This window comes from Jatrophihabitans sp., assembly GCF_046262535.1.
GTDB lineage: Bacteria > Actinomycetota > Actinomycetes > Mycobacteriales > Jatrophihabitantaceae > Jatrophihabitans.
In genome coordinates this window covers 1-13,513 of the sequence record NZ_JBHEMO010000046.1, presented here as the reverse complement: position 1 = coordinate 13,513, position 13,513 = coordinate 1, and the positions used below count along the sequence as shown (strand labels likewise).

The following is a 13,513-nucleotide window of genomic DNA, read 5'->3' as shown; positions in this document are numbered from 1 at the left end:
CGTGACGCAGACCCCCGTCGCGCCGACCGATTCGGCGTTGCCCGGCCGGGCCGACGAGGGCGGATCCATCGCCGTTCCGCAGCGGGCGATCGCGCGCGAACCGAGGGCCCGCGGGCGGGTTGCCTCCTACGTCGCGCTGACCAAGCCCCGCATCATCGAACTGCTGCTGGTCACCACGCTGCCGTCGATGATCCTGGCCGCCGGCGGGTTGCCCGAGTGGTGGGTCGTGCTCGCCACCATGGTCGGGGGGACCCTCGCCGCGGGCAGCGCCAACGCCCTGAACTGCTACGTCGACCGCGACATCGACGCGCTCATGCGGCGCACCACGCACCGGCCCCTGGCCCGCCACGACGTGTCACCCCGAGGTGCGCTCGCCTTCGGGCTCGTGCTCGGGGTGTTGGCCGTCGCGCTGATGGGCGCGGCCACCAACTGGCTCGCCGCCGGGCTGACGGCCGCGGCGATCGGGTTCTACGTCGTCGTCTACACGATGCTGCTCAAGCGGCGGACGTCGCAGAACATCGTGTGGGGCGGCGCGGCCGGGTGCATGCCCGTCCTGATCGGCTGGTCGGCCGTCACCGGTTCGCTGGCCTGGGCGCCGGTCGTCCTGTTCGCGGTCGTCTTCTTCTGGACGCCCCCGCACTTCTGGGCGCTGGCCATCCGCTACCGCGAGGACTACGCGCGGGCCGGCGTGCCGATGCTGCCGGTCGTCGCCTCGCCCCGCCGCGTCGCGACCGAGATCGTCGCGTATTCCTGGCTCACGGCCGCGGTGTCGCTCCTGCTGTGGCCACTGGCCACCGGCTGGGTCTACGGCGTGCTGGCCATCGCGTCCGGCGCAGCCCTGATCGTCGCGGCGCACCGGCTTCTCGCCCGCACCAAGCAGGGCGCCAACGCCAAGGCCGCCATGCAGCTGTTCCACCTGTCGAACAGCTACCTCGCGTTCCTCTTCGTCGCGGTCGCGGTCGACACCTTCGTCCGCTGAGGCGGCGCCGGGCGGGTCACCCGGCCGCGGCGACACCCGGCGCAGCTCAGCGACACCCGCCCATAGGATCGAAAGATGCCGGCCGTCCTGCTCGCCACCTGTGCCCAGCTGCCCGCTGGCGACGACGACGCCGACCTGCTCGTCAGTGCCCTCACCGAGCGCGGGGTCGATGCCCGGTGGGTGATCTGGACCGACCCTGACGTCGACTGGACGGCCGGGCTGGTGGTGCTGCGGGCGACGTGGGACTACACCTTCGATCTGCCCGCGTTCCTCGACTGGGTGCACGCGGTGCCGCGGGTGGCCAACGAGGCCGCCGTCGTGGCTTGGAACACCGACAAGGTATATCTGCGCGACCTCGAGGCGGCCGGGATCCCGATCGTGCCGACGACGTTCGTGGCTCCGACCGAGACAACCGTCCTGTTCGGCGGCGGCGCGGCCGGCCCCGGCGCGGGCGAGCTGGTCGTCAAGCCGTCGGTGGGGGCCGGGTCACGGGGGGCGGGCCGGTTCAGCGCCGACCAGGCCGACGCCGCCCGCACCCACCTGCAACGACTGCAGGCGGCGGGCCGCACGGCGCTCGTCCAGCCCTACCTCGAGGCGGTCGACGAGGCCGGCGAGACGGCGCTGATCTATGTGGACGGCCGCTTGAGTCACGCGATCCGCAAGGGCCCGCTCCTCCCGCCGGGCACCGCGCGGGCGGTCGACGCGGGCGCCCTGTACGCCGAGGAGCGGATCGAGGCCAAGACGCCGCTCGCGGCCGAGCTGGCGATCGGCGCCGCCGTCATGGACTTCGTGCGGGACCGGTTCGGGGCCGATCAGCTGTACGCGCGGGTCGATCTGCTGCCCTCGCCCGCCGGCCCGCTCGTGGTCGAACTCGAACTCGCCGAACCGTCACTGTTCCTGCAGGACGGGATCGGCGACCACGAACCCGTCGACGCGTTCGCCACGGCGATCGCCGAGCGCGCATGACGGCCGGCGCGACGCGGCCGGGCGTCACCGCGCCCATCAGTCCGTTCCCCGCTCTCGCCGAGGAGCGGTTGCGGGCGCTGCGCCGGATGAAGCTGATCGCCGGCGGCCTACTGGTGCTGGCCGCCGTCGTCTACGTCGTCAGCCGGATCGTCGGCGACGGGAACGGCGTCTGGGGCTACGTGCAGGCCGCGGCCGAGGCGTCGATGGTCGGCGGCTTGGCCGACTGGTTCGCGGTGACCGCGCTCTTCCGCCATCCTCTGCGGCTGCCGATCCCGCACACCGCGATCATCCCGGAGAAGAAAGACCAGATCGGGGAAGGCCTGGCCGGCTTCGTCCACCAGTACTTCCTGACGACCGAGATCGTCAGTGAACGGGTTGCCGCCGCCCAGGTTCCGGCCCGGGTGGGTCAATGGCTGGCCGAGCCGGCGCACGCGCACCGCCTCGCCGAGGAACTCAGCAGCGCGATCGGCGGCCTGGCGACCGTGCTGCGCGATGACGAGCTGCGCAACTCCGTCGCGGCGTTCGCCGACAAGCGGCTGCGCGAACTCGACATCGCCCCACTGCTCGCCCGGCTGATCGACGCCGCGTGCGACGCCGGTCAGCACCAGGCCGCGCTCACGACCTTCCTGCGCGGCGCCCGGAAGTTCCTCGAGAACAACCGGGCGGAGTTCCGCCAGCGAGTCGCCCAGGAGTCCCCGGAGTGGGTGCCCGAGTGGCTCGACGACCGGGTCTTCAACAAGGGCTTCAGCCTGCTGCAGTCGTTCATTGCCGACGTGATCGACGACGATTCCCACGGCCTGCGGCGGGGGTTCGACACGCAGCTGCGCGAGCTGGCCGAGCGGCTGCGCAGCGACCCGGAGCAGATCGCGAAGGTGGAAGCCGCCCGGGATCAGCTGCTCGACCACCCGCGCATCCGCGAGTACCTGGCCAATCTCTGGGACGCCATGAAGACGCTGCTGCTGCGCGAAGCCGACAACCCCGGCTCGGATCTGCGGCGGTCGGCCGAGTCGCTCACGATGCGGGCGGGGGAGGTGTTGCGCGACGACGCCGGAATCGCGGGCAAGGTGGACGAAGCGCTGCAGCGCCTCGTCGGGCACGTGGTCACGCACTACGCCCAGGACATCACGGACGTGATCACGACGACCATCGAGCGATGGGACAGCGAGGAGACGAGCCGCCGGCTGGAACTGCAGGTCGGGCGCGACCTGCAGTTCATCCGCATCAACGGCACCGTGGTGGGCTCGCTCGCCGGCCTGGCGATCTACGCGATCACGCGGGCCTTCTGACCGGGCTCATTTGCTGGGCTGCGGCACCTTCACGTTCGGGCACTTCTCCTTGGGGTTCGCGCCCACGTAGTTGAGCGGCCCGGCCACGATGGTCACGACGATCGTCGAGACCTTGGCGCAGCTGGCCTTGCGGTTGTTGTAGTAGTGCCGCTGACCCGCCGCGATCGCGCCGATGATCAGCCAGATGACGACCACGATGGCGATGATCCGCCCGAGGCCGCTGCGCCGTCGGTAACCAGGCTCCGTTGTCATGCTTGCGGCCTACCCGAGATCACGCCGTCTTTACCTGTCGATCTCCGAGTTGTCCCGGCGCCGTCCGCGCACAGGTGGACGGAGCCGGGACGAGTCGCGGATGTCAGGGCGTGAGCACGATCTTCTCGCAGTTGTCCTGCTTGTTCTTGAAGATGTCGAAGCCGTGCGGGGCCTCGGCGAGCGGCAGGCGGTGGGTGATGATCCGGGTGGGGTCGATCTCGCCCCGCTCGATCCGCTCGAGCAGCGGCCGCATGTACTTGTGGACGTGCGCCTGGCCGGTCCGCAGCGTGATGGAACGGTTCATCCAGGCACCGGCCGGGAACTTGTCGATCATTCCGCCGTAGACCCCGATCACCGAGACGACGCCACCGCTGCGGCACGACAAGATGGCCTGCCGCAGGGCGTGCGGACGGTCGGTCTCCGAGCGCACGGCCTGCTTGACCCGGTCGTACGCGTGGACGTGCGTCGCCCCGTGCGTCGCTTCGAGCCCGACGGCGTCGATGCACTTGTCCGGCCCGCGTCCGCCCGTCAGCTCCAGCAGTTTCGAGCGGACGTCGATCTCGTCGAAGTTGACAGTCTCGTAGCCGGCATCGGCGGCCATCTGCAGGCGGTAGGGCTCCTTGTCGATGGCGATGACGGTGCCGGCGCCGAGCACCCGGGCACTGTCCATGGCGAACTGGCCGACCGGTCCGGCGCCCCAGACGGCGACGACGTCACCGTCCTCGATGTCGCACAGCTCGGCGCCCATGTAGCCGGTGGGCACGATGTCGCTGAGGAAGAGCACCTGCTCGTCGGTGAGGTCGGCCTCGATCTTCAGCGGACCGACGTCGGCGAAGGGCACGCGCGCGTATTCGGCCTGGCCGCCGGCGTACCCGCCGGTGAGGTGGGAGTAGCCGAAGATGCCGGCGGTCGGGTGACCGAACAGCTTCTCGGCCATCCCGGCGTTGGGATTGCTGTTCTCGCAGCAGGAGAACAGCTCGGCCTTGCAGGCGTTGCACGCGCCACACGCGATCGGGAAGGGCACGACCACCCGGTCGCCGACGAGCAACTTGTCGGCGCCGACGGCTGAACCGACCTCGACGACCTCGCCCATGAACTCGTGGCCGAGGATGTCGCCCTTTTGCATCGACGGCACGTAGCCGTCAACGAGGTGCAGGTCGGAGCCGCAGATGGCGGTGGAGGTGATTTTCACGATCGCGTCGCGTGCGTTCAAGATGCGCGGATCGGGGACGTCGAGGACCTCGACGCTGTTGCGGCCGGTCCAGCAGTTGGCCTTCATGCCGACACCTCCGCGGCGTACTCGTCATCGGTCAGAGGCTGGGCGGCGTGCTGGGGGAACTCCTTGCGCGCGCGCTTGCCGCCGGGGGCTCCCTCGGAGCGCACGACCTCGCCGGTCTCGACGATCTGCTTGAGCCGGCGCAGGTCGTCGTCGAGCTGCTGGTGTGGGTCCTCGCCGAAGTACCGGGCCACCGCCTCCCCGAGCTTGCCGCCGGGGATCGAGTACCGGATCGTCGCGTGGATCTCCGTGCCCTGGTCGCGGGGGGCCGGGTTGAAGCGGACGACGCCCTCGTTCTCGACGTCGGCGGTGCCGACCGACTTCCAGGCGATGGACCGGCCGGCGTCCTCGTCGGTGATCTCGGCATCCCACTCGACCGTGCGGCCGAACGGTGCGCTCACCTTCCAGTGGCTCGTCCGCTCGCCGGTCGTCGTCACGTCGTCGACGTGCGCCATGAAGGTGGGGAGCCGGTCGAGTTGGCGCCAGAACGCGTACAGCTCGTCCGGTGACGTGCGGATGGTCGTCGTACCGGTTATCTCCATCGCGGACTCCTTGCGGGACCGGGTGAGTGCGGCGTACAGATCGACGGCCGCGATGGCGGCCACGCCCGCGGTGGCCACGGCCGTGCGGCGGATGCCGCGGCCGTCGGACTTCTTCATCGCCCGGCCGAGCATCGCGAGGTCCATGGCGTCGCCGGCGACGCGGCTCCAAAGCCAGACCGAGCTCGGCCGGGCGAGGAGCCCGGCGGCGGCCGCGAACTCGCGCACGCCGACGAGCGTCGCGGCGGCCCGGTGCTTGGGCGAGGAGCCGACGCCGACGGCCTGGGTGGACTCGGCGGGACGGACGAGTAGGGGCAGGCCGAGACCGACACTGGCCCAGCCGAGAGCCCGGCTCAATTGATCTTGATTGTGGAACGGCGGTGCGGAGTGCGAGGTTGAAGGCACAGCTGGGGTCCTCGGCGTGGTACTGGCGGGCCGTGGTTCGGCCGGGCGGGCGAACCGCCCCTGTCAGTGCCCTACCCGGTGACCTACGGCACTAACGGTCCCGGCTCGTCCGTCGTGTTCCGGGACCGCGCGACCAGGAGCACGTGCAGGGCCGCGATCCATACCAGGCACGCGCCCAGCATGTGCAGGCCGACCAGCAGCGGCGGCACGTGCAAGAAGTACTGGGTGTAGCCGACGGCGCCCTGGACCAGCTCGACCGCGAGCAGGAGGCCGCCGGCCCGCCGCAGCGGCGCCGAGTGCAGCGCGAGCGCCAGCGCCACCACCCCCACCGTCAACCCGATCAGCACCATCACCAGATCGGCGTGCAGCTGCGCGAGCCCGGCGATCGGGAGGTCGATGCGGCGCACGCGCCCGTCCTTGATGTCTCCCGCGTGCGGTCCGGCACCGGTGACGACGGTGCCGGCCGCGAGGACAAGGGTGGTGGCCGCGACCAGCAGGGGGCCGAGCCAGCGCGCCGCGGCGGGTACCGCCGCTGCCGGGCGTTGCCCGAGTCGCCACCAGAGCACGAAGGTGGCCGCGATGATCGCCGCCGACAGCAGGAAGTGCAGGGCCACCAACCACGGGTTCAGGTCGGTCCGGACGACGATGCCGCCCAGCACGGCTTGGGCCGGGACGCCGGCGAGGGCGAGCAGCGCCAGCCCGGCCTGCCGCCGCTGGCGCCAGGCGGTGAGCAGGGTCAGGGCGAGCGTCAGGCCGACCAGGAAGGTCAGCGTGCGATTGGTGAACTCGATGGTCCCGTGGACGCCCAGCTTGCTGTTGGGCACGAGCTGCGAACCGCTGCAGCGCGGCCACGTGGGGCACCCGAGACCGGAGTTGGTCAGCCGGACGGCGCCGCCGGTGACCACGATGCCGACGTTGACGACGACCGAGGCCGCGGCGAGCCGGCGCAGCGCGAGCGGCGAGGTCGTCCACGTCAGCCAGCGCCCGGACCACGCTCGTCCGCCCCGCACGACCGGCACTTGCGGCTCGGTGGTCACTCCCACCGGAACCACCTCGCGGCGGCGGGCAGGGCCACGGCGGCCCAGACGAGCAGTGTCAGCGTCTCGCGCAGCGGCAGGCCGTGCCCGTGCTGCAGCACGTCGTGCAACCCGTTGGACAGCGCCGCTGACGGCAGGTACTGCAGGACGTCGCGGGCGGTACCGCCGTACTTCGACAGCGGCACCGCGATGCCGCCGGCGAAGAGCAGCACGAGCCAGACGAGGTTTGCGGCCGCCAGCGTCACCTCGGCGCGCAGCGTCCCGGCCACGAGCAGGCCGAGGCCGCCGAACGCAATGGTTCCGAGCACCACGAGGACGAGGGCGAGCAGCGGGTCCCCGTGCGGGTGCCAGGCCAGGACGAAGCCGAAGCCGCAGACCAGGACGAGTTGCACCAGCTCGAGCAGCAGGACCGACAGCGTTTTGCCGCCGATCAAGACCGATCGGGGCAGGGCCGTCGCCCCGAGCCGCTTGAGGACTGCGTACTTGCGCTCGAAGCCGGTCCCGATGGCCAGCCCGGTGAAGGCGGCGGACATCACCGCGAGCGTGATGATGCTCGGCACCACGAAGTCGATGCGGCGCGGCGTCCCGAGCGAGTACAGCAGCGGCAGGTTGAAGAAGAACAACAGCAGCACCGGGATGAGCAGGGTCAGCCCGACTTGCTCGCCGTTGCGCAGGAGGAGCCGGAATTCCATGCCGGTCTGCGCGCCTAGCATGCGACCGGTCGGCGCGGCGGCGGGGTCGGGCGCGAACCGGCCCGGGGCGAGGGTCATGCCCGCAGCTCGCGACCGGTGAGCTCGAGGAACACGTCCTCCAGCGTCCGCCGCTCGACGGCCAGGTCTTCGGCCATCACCTCCTGGGCCGCGCACCACGCCGTCAGGGTGGCCAGCAGCTGGGGGGTGACGTCGCCGGTGACGAGGTAGCGGCCGGGCTGCTCCTCGGCGGCGACGGTCCCGTCGGGCAGGGCCGCGACGAGTGACTCGAGACGCAGCGACGGGACGGCCCGAAAGCGGATCTGCCCCTCGGCGCCGGAGCGGGTCAGCTCGGCCGGGCTGCCCTGGCCGACGATGCGGCCGCCGTCCATCACGACGACGGTGTCGGCGAGCTGCTCGGCCTCGTCCAGGAAGTGCGTGGTCAGCACGATCGTGAGGCCGTCGGCGCGCAGCGCGCGGACCAGGTCCCAGGTGCCGCGCCGGGCCTGCGGGTCCATGCCGGACGTCGGCTCGTCGAGGAACACCAGTTCGGGGCGGGCGACCAGCGCGAGGGCGAGCGACAGGCGCTGCTGCTGGCCCCCCGACAGGCGCTTCACCGCCGTGCCGGCCACGCTGGACATGCCGACGATCTCGAGGAGTTCGCCCGGATCCTGCGGGCGGGCGGCGTAAGAGGCGAACAGGCGCAGCAGCTCGACCGCGGTGGCCCCGGTGTACCCCCCGACGCCGTCCTGCAGCATCACCCCGACCCGGGGCCGCAGGCTCGGGTCGGTCGGATCGAGACCGAGCACCCGCACCGTCCCGGAATCGGCGCGGCGGAAACCCTCGCAGATCTCGACGGTCGTCGTCTTGCCGGCGCCGTTCGGGCCCAGCAGCGCGAGGACCGAACCGGCCGGCACGTTCAGCGACAGCCCGTCGACCGCCCGGTTGGCGCCGTAGCTCTTGACGAGGTCGACGACCTCGACAGCAGCGGGCGCGGGGGACACGCCGTCAGTCTAGGAACCCGCCCCCTCGGCGCCGCGCCGCGCTCAGCCCAGTGACCGGACGCTCACTCGGCCAGCTTCATCGCCGAAGCGTAGGAGTCGACGTAGTCCTGCCCAGAGAGCTTCTGAACCGACTCGCGAATCGTCTCGGTGACCTCGCGCAGGACGCGGGCGCTGCGCTCCTGCCCGGCGAGGTGCCCGAATCGCAGCGGCTCCCCGAAGGCGACGGTCAGCGGTGCCCGGTGCCAGCGACGACTGTTCGGCGGCTGGACCTCGCGAGTGCCGATGAGGCCGACCGGCACGACCGGCGCGTCACTGCGCAGGGCGAGCCGGGCCACGCCGGGGCGGAACTTGTGCAGCCGGCCGTCGGGCGACCGGGTGCCCTCGGGAAAGATGCCGAGCCCACCGCCGGCGTCGAGAACCTCCATGCCCACGTCGATCACCGCCGCGGCCGAGCGGGTGTCGCCCCGCTCGACCGGCACCTGGCCCAGCCCGTGGAAGAACGCGGCCATCGCCCGTCCGCGCAGCCCCGGGGTGGTGAAGTACTCGGCCTTGGCGAAGTAGAAGACCTGCCGACGGGCCGCGATCGGGATGAAGAACTCGTCGGAGAAGGACTGGTGATTGGCGGCGAAGATGACCGCGCCGGAGGTGGGGACGGAGCCCAGACCGACGACCTCCGGTCGGAACACGGTGCGCAGGGTCGAACCCAGCGTCAGCTCCATGAACCGGTACAACATGGCCCGGAACCTATCGTGCCGGTGTTGCCCCCAGCCGACGGCGGCGCGTGATGTGACCGGCGTGCTGATGATCGGGTTTTCCTCCGATGGCGCCGTCAATGCCGCTGGGCAGCGGCGCTGCCGGAGGAAAAGGTGATCGGGCAACGGCGCTGCCGGAGGAAAAGATGATCGGGTGCGCCGCTGCCGGCGGGCCGGCGGAGACTTCCGCCCGCCCGTGGGCGGGGCCGGGGTGGGGGCGCTGCGGGAAATACGTCATACTGGTGTTGTGAAAATCCGGGCCGGCTCGGCGACAGGCGTCTCCGGCGCCTGCGACAAGCCGGCCGACCGTACCCGCGACGCCGTGGCCCGCACCATTCTCGAGCGCGGACCCCAAAACGCGGCCCATCTCGCCGAGCGCCTCGGGCTCTCGCCGGCGGGTATCCGCCGGCACCTCGACGCCCTCGTGGCCGACGGCTTCCTGGCCGAGCGCGAGCCCCGCCCGTCCGCGTCGCGCGGCCGCGGCCGTCCCGCCCGCACTTACGCCCTGACCGACGCCGGGCGGGCCGCCTTCCCGCACGCCTACGACGACCTGGCCAACACTGCGCTGCGCTACCTCCGCGACACCGGTGGGGACGACGCGGTCACCGCGTTCGCGGAGCACCGCGCCGCCACCCTGGCCGCCGACGTCCGTGACGGCGTCGACTGTGCACAACCGCTGGCCGACCGCTCCGAGGCGCTCGCCGGAGCGCTCACGGCGCATGGCTACGCTTCGACCGTCCAGGCCGTCCGCGACGCCGACGACACCATCCACGGCATCCAGATCTGCCAGCACCACTGCCCCGTGGCGCACGTCGCCGCCGAGTTCCCGCAGCTGTGCGAGGCCGAGACCCGTGCCTTCGAGCAGGTTCTCGGGACGTACGTCCAGCGCCTGGCCACCATCGCCCACGGCGACGGCGTCTGCACCACGCACATTCCCGTTCGACCGAAGAATCCCGCCCCGACCAAGGGAAGCCAGATATGACGACCACGCCAGACCGCGTCCTGACCCAGGACGAGCAGATCGACTCGCTGGGCCGCTACGGCTTCGGCTGGGCCGACACCGACGTCGCCGGCGCCGCCGCGCAGCGCGGCCTCTCGGAGGCGGTCGTGCGCGACATCTCGGCCAAGAAGAGCGAGCCGCAGTGGATGCTCGACCGCCGGCTCAAGGCGCTGTCGATCTTCGACAAGAAGCCCATGCCGAGCTGGGGCTCGGATCTCTCGGGCATCGACTTCGACAACATCAAGTACTTCGTCCGCTCGACGGAGAAGCAGGCGGCGACCTGGGACGACCTCCCGGCCGACATCAAGAACACCTACGACAAGCTCGGCATCCCCGAGGCCGAGAAGCAGCGCCTGGTGTCCGGTGTGGCGGCGCAGTACGAGTCCGAGGTCGTCTATCACAAGATCAACGAGGAGCTCGAGCGTCAGGGCGTCATCTTCCTCGACACCGACACCGCACTGAAGGAGTACCCCGAGCTGTTCGAGGAGTACTTCGGCTCGGTCATCCCTTCTGGTGACAACAAGTTCTCCGCACTCAACACCGCGGTGTGGTCGGGCGGCTCGTTCATCTACGTGCCGAAGGGCGTACACGTCGAGATCCCGCTGCAGGCCTACTTCCGGATCAACACCGAGAACATGGGTCAGTTCGAGCGGACGCTGATCATCGTCGACGAGGGTGCGTACGTGCACTACGTCGAGGGTTGCACCGCACCGATCTACTCGAGCGACTCGCTGCACTCGGCGGTCGTCGAGATCATCGTCAAGAAGGGCGGCCGCTGCCGCTACACGACCATCCAGAACTGGTCGAACAACGTCTACAACCTCGTCACCAAGCGGGCCAAGGCCGAGGCCGGTGCCACCATGGAGTGGATCGACGGCAACATCGGGTCCAAGGTCACGATGAAGTACCCGGCCGTGTGGCTGACCGGTGAGTACGCCAAGGGCGAGGTGCTCTCGATCGCGTTCGCCGGCGAGGGGCAGCACCAGGACGCCGGCGCAAAGATGCTGCACCTCGCGCCGCACACGTCCTCGACGATCGTGTCGAAGTCGGTGGCGCGCGGCGGTGGCCGGACCAGCTACCGCGGTCTCGTCCAGGTCAACAAGGGCGCGCACCACAGCGCGTCGACGGTGAAATGCGACGCCCTGCTGGTCGACGACATCAGCCGCTCGGACACCTACCCCTACGTCGACGTCCGCGAGGACGACGTGTCCATGGGCCACGAGGCCACCGTGTCGAAGGTGAGCGAGGACCAGCTGTTCTACCTGATGAGCCGTGGCCTGTCCGAGGACGAGGCGATGGCGATGGTCGTGCGCGGCTTCGTCGAGCCGATCGCCCGTGAACTGCCCATGGAGTACGCGCTCGAGCTCAACCGCCTGATCGAACTGCAGATGGAGGGCGCAGTCGGATGACGGCTGTTCTGGCACATTCACACGGCGCACCCACCGGGTCACCCCCGGAGCGCTTCACCTCTCGCAACCCGGACGACTTCCCGATCCCGTCAACGGCGCAAGAGGACTGGCGGTTCACCCCGCTGGCCCGGATCCGCGCCTTCTTCGAGCCGTTCGAGCCCGACGGCGTCATCGACGGCGATCAGAGCGTCCCGGCCGGGGCGTCGGTCGAGGTCGTCGACCCGTCCGGTCTGGCTGCGTTCGGTACCGCGCTGACGCCGGCCGACCGGGTCAGCGCGCTGGCGATGGCCAACGCCAAGCGGGGCCTGCACGTCACGGTCGACGCCGGCGCCGAGCTGGCCGAACCGATCGTGCTGTACCGCAAGGGCATCAGTGGCCGGTCCTACACGCATCACGTGGTCGAGGTGGGCGCCAACGCGAAGGCGACTCTGGTCATCGACCACCGCGGGCTGATCCAGGTGGCCGCCAACATCGAGTTCATCGTGGGCGACGGCGCGTCGCTCTCGGTCGTCGCGGTCAACGCGGCGGACGAGGGCTCGGTGCAGCTGTCCTCCTACGCCGCGCTCGTCGGGCGGGACGCAAGCTACCGGCACACCAACATCACCATCGGCGGCTCGCTGGTCCGCATCGTGCCCACCGTGCGTTTCGCGGGTCCGGGCGGGCAGGCCGAGCTGCTCGGCGTCAGCTTCGCCGGCGACGCGCAGCACTTCGAGAGCCGGCTGTTCGTCGACCACGGGGCGCCGAACTGCACGTCCAACGTCCTCTACAAGAACGCCCTGCTCGGCGAGTCCGCCCGCACCGTCTGGATCGGTGACGTCCGCATCCGCCCCACCGCGACCGGCACGCAGACCTACGAGATGAACCGCAACCTGCTGCTTTCCGACGGCGCCCGGGCCGACTCGGTGCCCAACCTCGAGATCGAGACCGGCGACATCGCCGGCGCGGGGCACGCGAGCACGACGGGACGTTTCGACGACCTGCAGTTGTTCTACCTGCAGTCGCGCGGCATTCCGGAGGACGAGGCCCGTCGCCTGGTCGTCCGCGGATTCTTCGCCGACGTCGTCGAGCGCATCGGTGTGCCCGACCTGCAGCGCCAGATCATGACCGCGATCGAGGCCCGGCTGGGCTTCACCCCTGAGTTGGAGACTTCCGAATGAGCACGCTCGAGATCCGCGACCTGCACGTCACCGTCGGCAGCGGCGACGACACGACCGAGATCCTCAAGGGTGTCGACCTGACCGTGACGTCGGGGGAGACGCACGCGATCATGGGCCCGAACGGGTCGGGCAAGTCGACGCTCGCCTACTCGATCGCCGGGCACCCCAAGTACACCGTCACCAGCGGCACCGTCACCCTCGACGGTGAGGACGTCCTGTCGATGACGGTGGATGCGCGCGCCCGCGCCGGACTGTTCCTGGCCATGCAGTACCCGGTCGAGGTGCCCGGCGTGTCGGTGTCGAACTTCCTGCGCACCGCTGCCACCGCCGTTCGCGGCGAGGCGCCGAAGCTGCGGACCTGGGTCAAGGAAGTCAACACCGCCATGTCCGAGCTGGGCATGGACAAGGCTTTCGCCGAGCGCAGCGTGAACGAGGGCTTCTCCGGCGGTGAGAAGAAGCGCCACGAGATCCTGCAGCTCGAGCTGCTCCAGCCCAAAATCGCGATCCTCGACGAGACCGACTCCGGCCTCGACGTCGACGCGCTGCGGGTCGTCAGCGAAGGCGTCAACAAGGTGCGCCAGAGCGGTATCGGCACGCTGTTGATCACCCACTACACGAGGATCCTCCGCTACATCGAGCCCGACTTCGTCCACGTGTTCTTCGACGGACGGATCGCCGAGTCCGGTGGCAAGGAACTCGCCGACCAGCTCGAGTCCGAGGGGTACGCGAGGTTCGGCGTGAACGAGACGGCGAGCGCCTGAC

Annotated in this window: 14 protein-coding genes; 7 read left to right on the top strand and 7 right to left on the bottom strand. The window is 70.5% G+C overall.

Annotation, left to right across the window (positions count from 1 at the left end; genetic code table 11):
• The first annotated feature begins 1 nt into the window (after position 1).
• The 3 genes from ABR571_RS07320 (at position 2) to ABR571_RS07310 (ending at position 3,231) form a co-directional block, all read left to right on the top strand.
• Positions 2-979: a heme o synthase gene (locus ABR571_RS07320; protein WP_409452530.1), complete on the top strand. Its 978-nt coding sequence runs from the start codon at positions 2-4 to the stop codon at positions 977-979.
• A gap of 75 nt (positions 980-1,054) precedes the next feature.
• Positions 1,055-1,945: a RimK family alpha-L-glutamate ligase gene (locus ABR571_RS07315; RefSeq protein ID WP_409452529.1), complete on the top strand. Its 891-nt coding sequence runs from the start codon at positions 1,055-1,057 to the stop codon at positions 1,943-1,945.
• Positions 1,942-3,231, top strand: a complete 1,290-nt coding sequence (locus ABR571_RS07310) for a DUF445 domain-containing protein (RefSeq protein ID WP_409452528.1) — start codon at positions 1,942-1,944, stop codon at positions 3,229-3,231. The genes ABR571_RS07315 and ABR571_RS07310 overlap by 4 nt, the downstream gene beginning before the upstream one ends.
• A gap of 6 nt (positions 3,232-3,237) precedes the next feature.
• On the opposite strand, the gene ABR571_RS07305 is transcribed toward ABR571_RS07310, so the two are convergent.
• The 7 genes from ABR571_RS07305 to ABR571_RS07275 form a co-directional block, all read right to left on the bottom strand.
• Positions 3,238-3,483, bottom strand: a complete 246-nt coding sequence (locus ABR571_RS07305; RefSeq protein ID WP_409452527.1) for a hypothetical protein — start codon at positions 3,481-3,483, stop codon at positions 3,238-3,240.
• A 103-nt stretch (positions 3,484-3,586) separates the two neighbouring features.
• On the bottom strand, positions 3,587-4,762 hold the full coding sequence (locus tag ABR571_RS07300; RefSeq protein ID WP_409452526.1) for a zinc-dependent alcohol dehydrogenase: 1,176 nt from the start codon (positions 4,760-4,762) through the stop codon (positions 3,587-3,589).
• Positions 4,759-5,655, bottom strand: coding sequence for an SRPBCC family protein (locus ABR571_RS07295; protein ID WP_409452525.1), 897 nt, complete (start codon positions 5,653-5,655; stop codon positions 4,759-4,761). The genes ABR571_RS07300 and ABR571_RS07295 overlap by 4 nt, the downstream gene beginning before the upstream one ends.
• Before the next feature lie 131 nt (positions 5,656-5,786).
• Positions 5,787-6,713 (bottom strand): COX15/CtaA family protein, encoded by a 927-nt coding sequence (locus ABR571_RS07290; RefSeq protein WP_409452551.1) that lies wholly within the window; start codon positions 6,711-6,713, stop codon positions 5,787-5,789.
• A 23-nt stretch (positions 6,714-6,736) separates the two neighbouring features.
• Entirely contained in the window at positions 6,737-7,510 is a 774-nt protein-coding gene (locus ABR571_RS07285) for an ABC transporter permease (RefSeq protein ID WP_409452524.1), read from the bottom strand.
• Positions 7,507-8,433 carry an ABC transporter ATP-binding protein gene (locus tag ABR571_RS07280; protein ID WP_409452523.1) on the bottom strand — a complete coding sequence of 309 codons (927 nt, stop codon included), beginning with the start codon at positions 8,431-8,433 and terminating at the stop codon, positions 7,507-7,509. Before ABR571_RS07280 ends, ABR571_RS07285 begins: the two co-directional genes overlap by 4 nt.
• A gap of 62 nt (positions 8,434-8,495) precedes the next feature.
• Positions 8,496-9,167, bottom strand: a complete 672-nt coding sequence (locus ABR571_RS07275; RefSeq protein WP_409452522.1) for a lysophospholipid acyltransferase family protein — start codon at positions 9,165-9,167, stop codon at positions 8,496-8,498.
• 265 nt (positions 9,168-9,432) lie between these two features.
• Between ABR571_RS07275 and ABR571_RS07270 the strand changes: the two genes are divergently transcribed.
• Genes ABR571_RS07270 through sufC form a run of 4 tightly spaced genes read left to right on the top strand, consistent with a single transcriptional unit; the run spans position 9,433 to position 13,512 of the window.
• Positions 9,433-10,167, top strand: a complete 735-nt coding sequence (locus tag ABR571_RS07270) for a helix-turn-helix transcriptional regulator (RefSeq protein WP_409452521.1) — start codon at positions 9,433-9,435, stop codon at positions 10,165-10,167.
• The gene (gene sufB / locus ABR571_RS07265; RefSeq protein ID WP_409452520.1) at positions 10,164-11,594 is read left to right on the top strand and encodes a Fe-S cluster assembly protein SufB; all 1,431 of its coding nucleotides are present in this window, start codon (positions 10,164-10,166) and stop codon (positions 11,592-11,594) included. The genes ABR571_RS07270 and sufB overlap by 4 nt, the downstream gene beginning before the upstream one ends.
• A complete protein-coding gene (gene sufD / locus ABR571_RS07260) occupies positions 11,591-12,751 on the top strand; it encodes a Fe-S cluster assembly protein SufD (protein ID WP_409452519.1) in 1,161 nt (386 codons plus the stop codon). Before sufB ends, sufD begins: the two co-directional genes overlap by 4 nt.
• Positions 12,748-13,512 (top strand): Fe-S cluster assembly ATPase SufC, encoded by a 765-nt coding sequence (gene sufC / locus ABR571_RS07255; protein ID WP_409452518.1) that lies wholly within the window; start codon positions 12,748-12,750, stop codon positions 13,510-13,512. Before sufD ends, sufC begins: the two co-directional genes overlap by 4 nt.
• The last annotated feature ends 1 nt before the right edge of the window (position 13,513 follow it).

Excerpts from the sequence above, each read along its gene's own strand:
- ABR571_RS07315 (WP_409452529.1), top strand. The coding sequence starts at position 1,055 with ATGCCGGCCGTCCTGCTCGCCACCTGTGCCCAGCTGCCCGCTGGCGAC.
- ABR571_RS07310 (WP_409452528.1), top strand. The coding sequence starts at position 1,942 with ATGACGGCCGGCGCGACGCGGCCGGGCGTCACCGCGCCCATCAGTCCG.
- ABR571_RS07305 (WP_409452527.1), bottom strand. The coding sequence starts at position 3,483 with ATGACAACGGAGCCTGGTTACCGACGGCGCAGCGGCCTCGGGCGGATC.
- ABR571_RS07300 (WP_409452526.1), bottom strand. The coding sequence starts at position 4,762 with ATGAAGGCCAACTGCTGGACCGGCCGCAACAGCGTCGAGGTCCTCGAC.
- ABR571_RS07285 (WP_409452524.1), bottom strand. The coding sequence starts at position 7,510 with ATGACCCTCGCCCCGGGCCGGTTCGCGCCCGACCCCGCCGCCGCGCCG.
- ABR571_RS07275 (WP_409452522.1), bottom strand. The coding sequence starts at position 9,167 with ATGTTGTACCGGTTCATGGAGCTGACGCTGGGTTCGACCCTGCGCACC.
- sufB (WP_409452520.1), top strand. The coding sequence starts at position 10,164 with ATGACGACCACGCCAGACCGCGTCCTGACCCAGGACGAGCAGATCGAC.
- sufD (WP_409452519.1), top strand. The coding sequence starts at position 11,591 with ATGACGGCTGTTCTGGCACATTCACACGGCGCACCCACCGGGTCACCC.
- sufC (WP_409452518.1), top strand. The coding sequence starts at position 12,748 with ATGAGCACGCTCGAGATCCGCGACCTGCACGTCACCGTCGGCAGCGGC.